We start from the raw sequence: 13,189 nt of genomic DNA, 5'->3' as shown, positions 1-13,189 counted from the left end.
AGCAGGTCGTATTTACGATTTAGAAACAATTTCCGCTTCTTTACGATGGAATCGTAAAACTATTTTGCGGTTTGGTAGTTCAAGCAACAAAAAAAGCAGCTGCAAATTAATGCAGCTGCTTGCTCATGTGTTTACAGACCCTTTTATTATTGCGGACCTTGTTGCGGGAAAAATATCGATAACCTGCCTTCCAAGCTGTTGAATGTTTTCTGCAATTTCTCACTCAACTTATCCTGACCAGCAGCTTTACTCGTTTTAATCATTCGGTCCAGATAGTATAAACCGGTCTGGATATTCTGCGATCCGGTTAAACCTTTTGATTGAGAAATATCGGCCAGGTAGTTTAATTCCTTACTGATGTAATCGCCAGATTTTTCGAAAATATCATTGGCCCTTGCCGTTTCACCTAGTTTATATAAATTTTCGGCCATGTAGAATTTTACTACCACCGTGCGTATGCCGAAGAATTTATCCGTTGGCATTACGGCAAAATATTTATCTACAACTTTTTTAGCTTCATCAATTTTGCCTTCTTTAATCAGGCTACCGGTTAAACTGCTGAAAATATTGGTAAAAATGAAAGTATCATCTGATGATTGCGGATCTAAATATTTAGCGGTTTTCATATTGCCCCACTTAAATTTATTCATCACATTGTTGTAGAGTACAGGTGTGTTTAACTGCTCTGGTTTATCGTCAGATGCTGTCGTGTCAGCTTTAAGTGGCAATAAGCGCAAAGCTAAACCTTCGCTATATAAATACTTATCCAAACCATTATATTGATCGGAAGGTACGGTTGAAGCGAAATAAATCGGGCGTTTCCAGTTGTTATGGGCCAGGATATCGAACATGGCTAAAGTACCTTTGGTAACATAACCCTTGTTAAACTTCCAGGCCATTTCGGTGGTGATTTTAGAAGCATCTGCAGCCGGAACGGTTCCGGTACTGATTACCTGCTGCGGGTCTACCGTAATTTTTAGGTTCTTGGTTGGTAAAAAGTTAGATTTCGATCCATCCTGCATAGCTACTTTATCGCCATCATTGTTCGATAACAATAAGTCAACTACGTTTTTTAATTCGATGTTGCCTGCAAGTTTATAGTCATCATAAGGCATTACATCGCGTTCGCCCTGCACATATTGCTCAGGTTTCATCGTAATCGGCAACGGTGCCGATTCGTTTTGTTTCTGGCGTAAGCCATTGATGTACCAGTCGGTATCAAACAAACTCAGGTTTACAATACGTATATCCGGGCGTACATTTTCTACCTCCTGGATGTACCAAAGTGGATAGGTATCGTTATCGCCGTATGTAAATAAAATGGCATTAGGTGCGCAGGATTGCAGGTAATCTAAAGCAATATCGTGCGGAACCAGTTTTGTAGAACGGTCATGATCATCCCAACCCTGCTCGGCCATAATAACCGGTGCAGCGAGTAAACCGATAACCGTTGCGCCAATAGCGCCTGCCGTTGGACTTACTTTCTTAAATACCCATTCTTTAAGCGCTAAGGCACCCAAACCAATCCATATGGCAAAAGCGTAAAAAGAGCCTACGTAGGCATAATCCCTTTCACGTGGTTCAAGAGGCTTTTGGTTTAAGTATAATACAATTGCGATACCGGTAAAGAAGAATAACAAGCCCACTACACCTGCATCTTTTTGGTTGCGTTTAAAGTGCCATAAAGCACCAATAATACCCATTATTAAAGGTAAAAAGTAGAAACGGTTGTATGCTTTATTGTCAACAGTTGATGGGGGCAAATGACTTTGATCACCACGTAACCAGCTATCAATAGGTTTAATGCCACTAATCCATTCGCCTTCAAACCCGCTGCCCTGACCTTGCTCATCGTTCTGGCGGCCAACAAAGTTCCAAAAGAAATAACGCATGTACATGTAACCGATCTGGTAGCTTGCTAAAAAGCCGATATTATCAACCAGGTTAGGGTTTTTTGAGTCATCTAAGTGCATCCATTCTTTGTAAAAATCCGCATGCCGGGCATCATCGCTGTACATACGTGGCAATAGTGTGTTGTTATTGTATTCGTAATCGGTTTTCCTACCAGCTACTTCATATTTGTCTTTACCTTTTCTCCAAATGGTTTTTCCGCCTTCAGCTACCCCTGTTCTTTCAGAATTATAATTAGGTCCGTATAATAATGGCCTGTCGCCATACTGCTCGCGGTTGAGGTAGCTTAAAAAAGAGAAAGCATCTTTAGGTGCACTGTTATTTAAATTCGGATCTGCCTTTGCCCTGATAATAATCATCGAAAAAGATGCATAACCAAATATGATCAATACGGCAGAGAGTAAACCTAAGTTTAATAATTTCTTTTGGTGCTGTATCGAATAACGGATTCCCCAAACCAGGGCGCCGATTAATAAAATCGCGAAGAATAAAACACCGGTTCCAAAACCAAGCCCCAACGTATTTACAAAAAACAGGTCGAAATATGCGCCAAACGAAACCAGGTACTGAATAATACCGTATTGGATTACAGCCAGAATTAAAATACCAACAATTAAGGTTTTAAAAATACCTCCGGTTGTGGCTTTATCAGTTCTTTTGAAATAATAAACAAAAGCCAGTGCAGGGATGGTTAATAAGTTTAATAAGTGGATACCGATAGATAAGCCCATAATATAGGCTATAAACAGTAACCAGCGGTCGGCTCTTGGCTCATCGGCATGTGCTTCCCATTTAAGGATGGCCCAGAAAACAATCGCAGTAAATAATGACGATTGTGCATAAACCTCCGATTCAACTGCCGAAAACCAAAAACTGTCAGAAAAAGTATAAGCCAGTGCACCAACAGCGCCGGCGCCCATGATGCTAATGAGTTTCCCGGTTGTAAGTTCTTCGCCAGCTTTAACAATGGTTTTTTTAGCCAATGCGGTAATGGTCCAAAATAAAAATAAGATAGTTGCTCCGCTCGAAACAGCCGAACCCACGTTCATCCAGTAAGCAATTCTGGTTAAATCCCCACCTGCAAAAATAGAGAAAAAACGCTGTATCATTAAGAATAACGGGGCGCCTGGTTGGTGAACAACCTGCATTCTAAATGCCGACGCAATAAATTCACCGCAATCCCAAAAGCTGGCAGAAGGCTCTAAGGTTAAAACATAAGTGAGTGTAGCAATTAAAAAGCAGATCCAGCCTACTATATTATTAACTTTTGAATAATTCATCGGTTTGTTTATAATGATATTAAAATTGTTTTTATATAAAAATGCTGCCGAAATTAACTATTCTAGTCGATAAAACAGTTAATTTTTTGGATTCATTTAACAATTTTTAACGGCCTAAGCCTATTCACATCGAGGATTTTAATCTCTCTTAAAAGAAAAACCCATAGGCAGGAATGCTAAAAACTGCCTATGGGTTAAAATTTAAAATATTTTTATGCTAACCGGTTGCATAGGGGGTAAAACGGGCAATCAGGTCGTTATACTCTTTTTCAAGGCTTTTGCTTAGCCCGTCTTGTTTAAAAACACCGGTTAATTTTACCATCTGACCCAGGTAGGCCAGGTAAAAACGTACATCCTGCTCTGCTGCAAGCTGGTTTTTGCTTTCTGAAACATCAGCAAGATAATTCAGTTCCTTATTAACGTAATCTGCCGTTTTTTTGATCATTGCATTTGCGCGGTTCAGATCGTTTAAGCGGTAAAGGCTTTCGGTAAAATAATAAGTACTCATTACCTGGCGCATGCTGTAAAATTTATCGGGGATTACTTCAAGGAATTTATTCACCATTTTTTTGCTTTCTGCAATCTTGCCCTGGTTGATCAGGTCGTTTAAGGCACTGTTAAACATATTCGAGATCCTGGTTACGTCATCAGACGATTGCCTGTCCAGGTGATTTGCATTTTTAATATTTCCATAAGCATACACATTCATCAGGTTGTTGTACAGTGGTTTGAGGTTGATGCGCTGATAGTCTTCTGTAATGGCTGTATCCGGTTTTAACGGCAGTAATCTTTTGTTCAGCCCTTCCGAATAAAGGTATTGGTTTAAACCGATATACTGCTCATCGGGCATCGCTCCTGTAAAGTAGATCGGGCGTTTCCAATTGTTGTGTACCAAAATATCAAATAATGCCAAAGTTCCTTTGGTTACATAGTTTTGGTTAAAGGTCCATTCCATGCTGTCTGCAATTTTACCTGCATCCTCTTTAGGTACCGTACCTGTATCTAAAACCTGTTGCGGGCTTACTGCTAATTTCAGGTTTTTGGTGGGCAATACATTGTATTTTGTTCCGTCGTTCATGGTTACCTTATCGGCGTCGTTATCCGATAGCAACACATCTAAAATTTCTTTCAGTTCAATGTGTTGCGCAATTTTATAATCCTGGTAATACATAATGTCGCGGGTACCTTCCACGTATTGTTCCGGTTTTAAGGTGATGGGCAAGGGGGCCGATTCGTTCTGCTTTTTCCGCATCCCATCAATGTACCAATCGGCAGTGAATAAACTCAGGTTAACTACCCGCACATCGGGGCGTATATTTTCTACTTCCTGCGCATACCAAACCGGATAGGTATCATTATCGCCATAGGTGAACAGGATAGCATTGGGTGCACAGGATTTAAGGTAATTGACCGACATATCCCTTGCGTCGTGGCTATCCGAACGGTCGTGGTCATCCCAGCCCTGGTTAGCCATGATGATCGGCGCACAGAACATGGCCACAACCGATGCAAAAATACCTGCCCGTGCTGGTGTTAATTTTTTAAATACCCAGTCTTTTAACCCCAACACGCCTAAGCCAATCCAGATGGCAAAAGCATAAAATGAGCCTACGTAAGCGTAGTCTCTTTCGCGGGGCTCAACCGGAACAGAATTTAGGTAAAGCACGATGGCAATTCCGGTAGAAAAGAATAACAGACCAATAACGCCGGCATCTTTTTGGTTGCGTTTAAAATGCCAAACCGCACCGATAAGGCCAATAATTAAAGGCAGGAAGAAAAACCTGTTATAGGCTTTGTTCTCGGTAATAGATGGAGGCAGATTTTTTTGACTGCCCAGTCTCATTGCATCAACCGGTTTTATCCCGCTAAGCCAGGTGCCATCTGTGCCACCTAACTGACCATCTTCATTGTTTTTCCGGCCTGCAAAATTCCACATAAAATAACGCATGTACATCTGCCCGGCCTGGAAAGAGAACATGTATTGCAGGTTCTCTAACAATGTTGGTTTATGCTGATCGTCAAAACCCATGTAATTTTTATAAAAGCGAACATGCTCAGGTTTATCGCTATACATTCGTGGCATTAAAGTTTTATCGGCAAAAACGTAGGCTGATTTTGTTCCGGCAGGTTCGTACTTCTTATCTCCCTTACGGAAAATCTTGCCGGTTTCCTTAATATCGATTTTTTCTGAATTGTAGTTTTCTCCATAAAATAAAGGCCTGTCGCCATATTGGTCGCGACCCAAATACCTGGAAAATGAAAATACATTATCTACATTGTAGTTGTTGAGGTTGGGTTTGGCCTGCGCCCTGATTACCAAAAGGGCAAAAGAACTGTAGCCAAATAAAAGCAGTACGGTAAATAATAAGATCAGGTTTAAGGCTCTTTTATTCTTTCTGATCGAGTAACGGATGCCATAAACCAAGCCGCCAATTACTAAAATGGCAAAAACTAATATACCTGTGCCGAAACCCAGGTTTAAGGTATTAACAAAAAAGTAATCGAAACCCGCTGCAAACGATACCACATACTGAATTATACCAAACTGCACGCTGGCCAATGCTGCAATAGCAACAAAAGATACTTTTACAATACCCTGCCATGTTGGCGAAGGGTTCTTTTTAAAATAATAAACAAATATTAATGCAGGGATGGTCAGCAGGTTTAAAATGTGTACTCCGATAGAAAGCCCCATAATATAGGCTACAAAAAGCAACCAGCGGTCTGATTTCGGCTCGTCAGCCTGCGATTCCCATTTCAATATGCCCCAGAGCACTACGGCGCTGCAGAGCGAAGACATGGCGTAAACCTCGGCTTCTACAGCCGAAAACCAGAAACTATCTGAAAAAGCATAAGCCAGGGCACCAACCAAGCCTGAGCCGATAATACTGATGATCTGTTGTTTGGTCATGTCTTCTCCACTTTTAACCAGGATTTTCTTTGCCAATGCTGTAATGGTCCAGAATAAGAATAAAATGGTACCCGCACTTGCAAGCGCCGATGCAATATTCATAAAATAGGCCACCTTGGTTTTATCTCCAAAAGCCAGTAGAGAGAACATTTTTTGGATCATGGACACAATTGGCGCACCTGGCTGATGCACCACCTCCATCCTATAGGCCGAGGAGATGAATTCGCCACAGTCCCAAAAGCTTACGGATTGATCTAAAGTTAAAATGTAGGTGATTGCCGCAATACAAAAGCAAAGCCAGCCCCCAATGGTGTTGATCCTGGTGTAGTTCATAGTTTAATTTTTTGTCTTTGATAATAAATGATTTATGTGGTTCGCAGTAAAAAAAGTCGTATAAAAAAATAAAATGTTGCATCAGATGCGATCATTTTTTTATCTTTGTATCGCAAACAACGAACGGCAGGAAAGAAATTAAAATATTTTAAAATCACTCTTGCATAATTAAAATAAGGTTCCTACATTTGCATTCCCTTTCGAGGAGAATATCCTTGATAAAAATTGTCCGATAGTATAAGGGTAGTACAACGGTTTTTGGTACCGTTTGTCTTGGTTCGAATCCAGGTCGGACAACGAAAATTTAATGTCGGATCATGTTTTAAACAGACATGATCCGATTTTTTTTAACCGTAAACTACACACGGACCATGCCATTGCAGTTTAACCCGGTAAAACTTTTTTCCGGAACAGGTTCTAAGGGATTATCACTTAAGATTGCCGAACATTACGGCAAACCACTTGGTAGCGTAACCATCCATAAATTCAGCGATGGCGAATTTCAACCTTCTTTTGATGAGTCAGTTCGTGGTAGTGATGTTTTTCTGATTCAGTCTACCTACCAGCCAAGCGATAACTTAATGGAGCTTTTGTTAATGATTGATGCTGCTAAAAGAGCATCTGCGCATTACATTACAGCAGTGGTTCCTTATTATGGGTTGGCACGTCAGGATAGAAAAGATAAACCGCGTGTAGCAATCGGGGCTAAATTGGTAGCCAATCTATTAAAGTCGGCAGGTATCCACCGCATCATGACGATGGATTTACATGCTGCGCAGATACAGGGTTTCTTTGATATTCCGGTTGATCACCTGGACGGATCGGTTATCTTTGTACCTTATATCAAAAGCTTAGGCTTAAAAAACTTAACCATCGCATCTCCCGATATGGGCGGTTCGTACAGGGCACGTACTTTTGCCAAGTTTTTTAATGCCGAAGTGATTATTTGCGATAAACGCCGTAAACGCGCCAACGAAATCGAATCGATGTCGATTATTGGTGACGTGCATGGGCAGGATGTGGTATTGATCGATGATATCTGCGATACCGCAGGCACCCTATCAAAAGCCGCGGCTTTGATTATGGAGAACGGTGCTGCCAGCGTAAGAGCGGTTTGTACCCATGCCGTGTTATCAGGCAAAGCAGTAGAAACCGTAGAAAATTCAGTATTGACTGAACTGATAGTAACCGATACAATCCCGTTAAAACAGGAAAGTTCGAAAATAAGAGTGCTAAGTACGGCAAGTTTATTTGCAAGGGCTATTGCCAATGTAAATGAGCACGGATCAATTAGTGATCTGTTTAGGGTTTAGTGTAAAGCGATTAGCGTTTTAGCGCATATCGCCAAACAAAAAAAGAATAATAAAGGTAGGAAGTAAGGTGTAGAAAGCTTTAAGTCTCGATACAAACTGCTAAATACTTGATACTAATACATAATTAAATAAATAAAAAAATGAAAACAATCGCAATTAGCGGTTCTCCAAGAGAGAACGTAGGGAAACGCGATGCCAAGGAACTTCGTTACGAAGGTAAAGTTCCGGCGGTATTGTACGGTGGAAAAGAGCAACAACACTTAGCTGTGGTTATTGCTGATTTAAGAGATGTAATTTATACCCCGGAGGTTAACTTTGTTGAAATCAATGTTAACGGTGTTAAAACTAAAGCTATCGTAAAAGATACGCAGTTTCACCCACTTACCGATGTATTATTACACATCGATTTTCTTCAGTTGTTCGACGAGAAAGAAATCGTAATGGAAATCCCTGTAAAATTAACAGGAACTTCTCCAGGTGTTAAAATGGGGGGTAAATTAATCCAGAAATTACGTAAACTACGTGTTAAAGCGTTACCAGCTAACATGCCGCAAAACGTAGAAGTAAGCTTAGAGAAATTAGAAGTAGGTAGCTTGTTCCGTGTTCGTGACCTTAAAGGTGATAAATACGTAATCACTAACACTCCTGAAGATACTATCGTTTCAGTTGCAATGTCTAGAGCATTAAAACAAGCAGAAACTGAAGCTGCTAAAGGTAAAAAGTAATCAGGATTCTTAGGATTTCTTGATTTCAAGATAAAGCGTTTCGATTTAATTCGGAACGCTTTTTTTTTACATTAAAATTAATCCGCTAATTAATTTTGTGGTATAGGCTCCCGACTTCGGACTCGTGACTTCGGACCTTTTTTTTATCTTTGCCCCATGAAATATCTTATAGTTGGCTTAGGGAATATCGGACCGGATTACGCACATACCAGGCATAATATTGGCTTTGATATTGCCGATGAACTGGTAAAAGGTTTAGGTGGTAGTTTTGATAATCTCCGTTTGGCCTATTATGCTGAAGTAAGCTTTAAAGGCAAAAAACTGCATGTGATTAAGCCTACAACCTTTATGAACCTGAGCGGTAAGGCTGTTAACTATTGGATGAAAGAGCTGAAAATAGCGCCCGAAAATGTACTCGTTGTTGTTGATGATCTTGCCCTGCCATTGGGTAAACTCAGGTTAAAACTACAAGGCTCAAGCGCTGGCCATAACGGCTTAAAAAGTATAGAAGAAGTATGTGGCGGGCAAAATTATGCGCGCCTGCGTTTCGGCATCGGTAACGATTATCCCAAAGGCCGCCAGGTAGATTTTGTGTTAGGTTTATTCGATAAAAACGAACAATTGGAACTGCCGGCACTGATTGATAAAAGTGTAGAATTGATTAAAAGTTTTGTCACCGTTGGGCCAGCCCACACCATGACGGCTTTTAATAAGTAGTTTGCTTACAGTAATCGTCGTGCTAAATTTATTTCAGCATCTTTAGTAAAAGAAACAATCCCAAAATAAAATTCAGACTAACGAATAGTTTGGCTGTGACACGGATAATCCAGAAAGAAGGTTTCTGGGAGAGCAATTGCAGTAGCGCTTTTTAATGTTCGTCCTGCTTTTTATTACAAGTCCTCGCTAAGCTGTGGGCTTTGCATTTCAATCAGGTCTAAAAGGCAGTGTTTATACTCCTATTGTGGGTAGAATAGCGTAGTTTTATATAGACTTCCTTTTCCTAGTCCATGAGGTGTGTCCTCACAAACCATCTGATATGAAACAGGTCGATAAAGGCAATTTCCTTTTTCTGTACGATGCAACCCTAAATAGTATTGCTGGCTGGGCCACCTAAACCCGATCACAGTGGTTCCGGTTTTTCACCGGAAGGAACGGAGAGCGGGACTGCACAAGCCTAAAAGCCTCTGCACCTGATTTCCAGAAAAAAATAATGATTAGTGGGAGAGGAGTCTATTGTTTGGTGAGGATAGAATAAATGGTCTCAAAGTGTCGTCATTTCGAGCGGAGTGCAACGCAGTCGAGAACCACGGAGTGCTCAGCGAAGCTAAATCTATAGAACAGATTTCTCCGTTTCGCTATCGATGAAAAATCGGCACGCTCCATTCGAAAAGACGATTCTTCTACGGGGTCTGTCAATGGTAGCGCAGTGAAGGACATTTTCTAGCGGATTCAACCCCTATAAGACATTTGAGCTTAAATGGTTAATTGTTCATGCACATCGCTCCAAATGTATTGTCATCCTGAGCGTAGCGAAGGATCTTTTTTGTGATAAGTCAACCCTATAAGACATTAAGCTTATATGCCCATTAAATGTCTTATAGGGTATAAAAGGCCAAGTGCGTGCATAAAAAAAGACCACCTTCCGATGATCTTTTAATAAAATATAGTCAGTTAATGATTATTTAACTTTTTCCTGAGCCCTGGCAATGTAAGCATCAATTAATTGTGCTTCTGCACTTTCAGGATATTGGGTTTTAACTTTGGTATAGGCCTCAACTGCACCTTTAAAATCGTTTTGGCTTTCGTTAACCAATCCCAGTTTTTTCAGGAACATTGGCGAGGTAAATTTACTCGCTTTATCAGCTGCTTTTTTGTAGTAAGAGGCAGCTTGTTTATAGTCTTTCAATTCGCTGTAAGCATCACCAAGCAAGCCTAAAGCTAATGGATCTGCAATCGGGCTACCGGTAGCGCTGTACTTGCTTAACGATTCGATGGCTTGTTTGTACTCGCCTTTACGTAAATAGATGCCACCTAAATAAAGATTGGCGAGGTTTGCCGACTTTGTGTTGTCGTATTCTTTAGCAATCTGCTCCAGGCCCGGGTAACCACCTTCGCCTTTCACTGCTTTGTTCGATAAGGAATCAACCCCAACAAATTGTTCAGCTTTGTACATTTTGCTGGCGGCTTCTTCAGCACGACCTTTTAAATACACGCCTTGATACCAAAGATATATTAAAACTAATAAAACTACAGCACCTGCTATAAACAGTAAGCTTTTATTATTCTCTTGTAAAAATGAACCTTTTTTAGTGGGTTGAATTGTCTGGTTATCTGTTGTAGACATGTTTGTTTAAAAAATTTAAGATTGCAAAAATACATTTTTCAATCAAAGTATCAACCTTTATTTTGAAGTATTTAATTAAACATTAGTTATTTAGGACAGGAAAGATTAAAATGTATACCACCATTAACGCAGCAGGTTAATCAGCGTGTTAAACCAAGTTTGGTTGTCGCTAAAGATGCCCGTATGGTTAATGACCAGGTAAACGGTTTGGCTTTCTGAACGGCTTATGGTCGATTTGATCCTGATGGGTTGCCAGAATAATCCGAAGTTTCTTGCTGATGAGGCAGGGAAAACATCGTCGAAACCCATGTAAACCTCTTCTATATTGGATAAGGGGAGTTCCAATTGTTCATCGCCCTCAATAAAAAGACCGTTTGATGCCAACAGAATATCACCTTCGTGATTATGCAGCGGTTTTAAAAACGAAAATAACCCTGCTATTTTTTTGGTCCAGCTTACATTTTTTTTATCGGTAAGTTCATGTTCGTACGACCAGAGAACATTCCCCTCTAACATTTTTTGTGCTACCATGTAAATTTTTTCCTTGCAATGAAAGTACAATTTTTTTAAATGTAATTAACGTTAATTTTAAACATTGGATGTGAAGAGGTTAAAAAACGGTAAATTTGTGACATATTTATGTGGTTAAAAAACATTACCCTTCTAAATTTCAAGAACTATAGCGATGCAGAACTCCATTTCTCGGAAACTGTAAACGTTTTTACGGGTAATAATGGTTCGGGCAAAACCAATATGCTCGATGCCATCCATTACCTCTGTCTGTGTAAAAGTTATTTTAACCCCATCGATAGCCAGCAGATTAAAACCAATGAAGAGGTTTTTATGATCCAGGGTGATTTTGAGCGAAATGAAAAAAACGAAAAAATCTCCTGTGGGGTAAAACGCAACCAGAAAAAGCAGTTTAAACGTAACAAAAAAGAATATGATAAACTGGCCGACCATATCGGGCTTTTTCCTGTAGTGATGGTTTCGCCCTATGATGTAAACCTGATTATGGAGGGCAGTGAGGAGCGAAGAAAATTTATCGACAATGTGATTTCGCAAACCGATGCACATTACCTCGATCAGCTGATTACCTATAACCGCATCCTGCTGAACCGTAACGCCTTGTTAAAACAGATTGCCATTACCCGAAAATACGATCCGGCACTGCTCGAAATTCTGGATGAACAATTGGTTATAGCGGGCAATAAAATTTTCACCATCCGTAAGGCCTTTATGGATGAGTTTATTCCACTGTTTAACCAATATTATACTTATCTTACCGAAAACAAGGAAGTTGTTGAGCTGAATTATCAATCGCAATTGAATGAGGCTACTTTTGAAGAATTGTTGAAGAAATCGGTTGAAAAAGATCGCGTATTGGAACGGACTACCACGGGGATTCATAAAGATGAACTTGCTTTTGTAATCAGTGGAATGCCTTTAAAGAAATTTGGCTCACAGGGCCAGCAGAAATCCTTTTTAATCGCTTTAAAAATTGCCCAGTATGCCTACCTGGCCAATAACAAAGGATTTAAGCCCTTACTGTTGTTGGATGATATTTTTGATAAACTGGATGATCATCGTGTTCAGAAACTGATGCAAATGGTTTCTCACCATGATTTCGGGCAGATATTTATTACCGATACCGGAAAAGAAAGAATAAAATCAATTTTTGAAAAAATAGAAGTTGATGTAACTTTGTTTGAAGTTGATAATGGAACTATAGAAAATGCGTAAACCTAACGATGTTACTTTAAAAGATGCGATCAGCAAAATGCTGGATGTGTATCGTATACGCCGCAAGTTCGATGAAACTTCCATTCTATCGGTATGGCCCGAAATTATGGGTACAGCTATTGCCAACCGTACCAAACAGATTTACATTTACGACAAAAAGCTTTTTTTAAGGATAGAATCATCGGTAATCAAAAACGAACTGATAATTGTTCGCCAGGGAATCATCCAAAAATTAAATGAACATGTTGGCAGCGAGGTGATTACCGAAATGGTGTTTTTGTAAGGTATTATAAAAGGACAAAAGCTTAAAACTCAAGCCCTTTATATCTTAACAGGAATTCAGGCCTCGGAGTCCAAACTCCCAACTAACTTCTTCCCCCGAAAATTTTGGCAAAAATCCAGATCAGCAGTGCTACCACTACCACTACAACAATAACGCCTACCCAAACTCCGGCTTTAAATATACCTTCTACGAGTTCACAACTGCTTAAGGTAGTGCATAAAAATGCGATCAGTGCTAAAGGAAATACTTTTTTCATATTCATGTTAATTTGTAATACCTAACATTGAATGTTCAAGAAAGTTTTGAGAGAGGGCTTATTTAGCGTGAATCTAAAAGAAACGATCAA

At 39.9% G+C, this 13,189-nt stretch carries 10 protein-coding genes; 5 read left to right on the top strand and 5 right to left on the bottom strand.

Translation table 11 applies throughout. The features are described 5' to 3' along the window. Nucleotides 1-146: 146 nt before the first annotated feature. Nucleotides 147-3,191 carry a glycosyltransferase family 117 protein gene (locus GGQ60_RS13600; protein WP_183765203.1) on the bottom strand — a complete coding sequence of 1,015 codons (3,045 nt, stop codon included), beginning with the start codon at nucleotides 3,189-3,191 and terminating at the stop codon, nucleotides 147-149. 217 nt (nucleotides 3,192-3,408) lie between these two features. Then, nucleotides 3,409-6,435, bottom strand: a complete 3,027-nt coding sequence (locus GGQ60_RS13595) for a glycosyltransferase family 117 protein (protein WP_183765200.1) — start codon at nucleotides 6,433-6,435, stop codon at nucleotides 3,409-3,411. A gap of 371 nt (nucleotides 6,436-6,806) precedes the next feature. Here GGQ60_RS13595 and GGQ60_RS13590 point away from each other — a divergent pair, with 371 nt between their 5' ends. The 3 genes from GGQ60_RS13590 (at nucleotide 6,807) to pth (ending at nucleotide 9,190) form a co-directional block, all read left to right on the top strand. Continuing rightward, nucleotides 6,807-7,748: a ribose-phosphate pyrophosphokinase gene (locus GGQ60_RS13590; protein ID WP_183767182.1), complete on the top strand. Its 942-nt coding sequence runs from the start codon at nucleotides 6,807-6,809 to the stop codon at nucleotides 7,746-7,748. 140 nt (nucleotides 7,749-7,888) lie between these two features. Further along, nucleotides 7,889-8,473 carry a 50S ribosomal protein L25/general stress protein Ctc gene (locus GGQ60_RS13585; protein WP_183765198.1) on the top strand — a complete coding sequence of 195 codons (585 nt, stop codon included), beginning with the start codon at nucleotides 7,889-7,891 and terminating at the stop codon, nucleotides 8,471-8,473. 156 nt (nucleotides 8,474-8,629) lie between these two features. Further along, a complete protein-coding gene (gene pth / locus GGQ60_RS13580) occupies nucleotides 8,630-9,190 on the top strand; it encodes an aminoacyl-tRNA hydrolase (RefSeq protein WP_183765196.1) in 561 nt (186 codons plus the stop codon). Between the two features lie 961 nt (nucleotides 9,191-10,151). Here the strand turns inward: pth and GGQ60_RS13575 are convergent. Further along, on the bottom strand, nucleotides 10,152-10,817 hold the full coding sequence (locus tag GGQ60_RS13575) for a tetratricopeptide repeat protein (protein WP_183765195.1): 666 nt from the start codon (nucleotides 10,815-10,817) through the stop codon (nucleotides 10,152-10,154). Between the two features lie 123 nt (nucleotides 10,818-10,940). Next, nucleotides 10,941-11,348, bottom strand: a complete 408-nt coding sequence (locus tag GGQ60_RS13570; RefSeq protein ID WP_183765194.1) for a hypothetical protein — start codon at nucleotides 11,346-11,348, stop codon at nucleotides 10,941-10,943. A 108-nt stretch (nucleotides 11,349-11,456) separates the two neighbouring features. Between GGQ60_RS13570 and recF the strand changes: the two genes are divergently transcribed. Then, entirely contained in the window at nucleotides 11,457-12,560 is a 1,104-nt protein-coding gene (gene recF / locus GGQ60_RS13565) for a DNA replication/repair protein RecF (protein WP_183765193.1), read from the top strand. Continuing rightward, a complete protein-coding gene (locus GGQ60_RS13560) occupies nucleotides 12,553-12,843 on the top strand; it encodes a DciA family protein (RefSeq protein ID WP_183765191.1) in 291 nt (96 codons plus the stop codon). The genes recF and GGQ60_RS13560 overlap by 8 nt, the downstream gene beginning before the upstream one ends. An 82-nt stretch (nucleotides 12,844-12,925) precedes the next feature. On the opposite strand, the gene GGQ60_RS13555 is transcribed toward GGQ60_RS13560, so the two are convergent. Beyond that, the gene (locus tag GGQ60_RS13555) at nucleotides 12,926-13,099 is read right to left on the bottom strand and encodes a hypothetical protein (protein ID WP_229685115.1); all 174 of its coding nucleotides are present in this window, start codon (nucleotides 13,097-13,099) and stop codon (nucleotides 12,926-12,928) included. Nucleotides 13,100-13,189 lie beyond the last annotated feature (90 nt).

Origin of the sequence: Pedobacter zeae (assembly GCF_014196715.1) — a bacterium.
In the GTDB taxonomy this organism is placed as follows: Bacteria; Bacteroidota; Bacteroidia; order Sphingobacteriales; family Sphingobacteriaceae; genus Pedobacter; species Pedobacter zeae.
The sequence above is the reverse complement of the archived record's forward strand: the minus strand, read 5'-3'. Positions and strand labels throughout refer to the sequence as shown.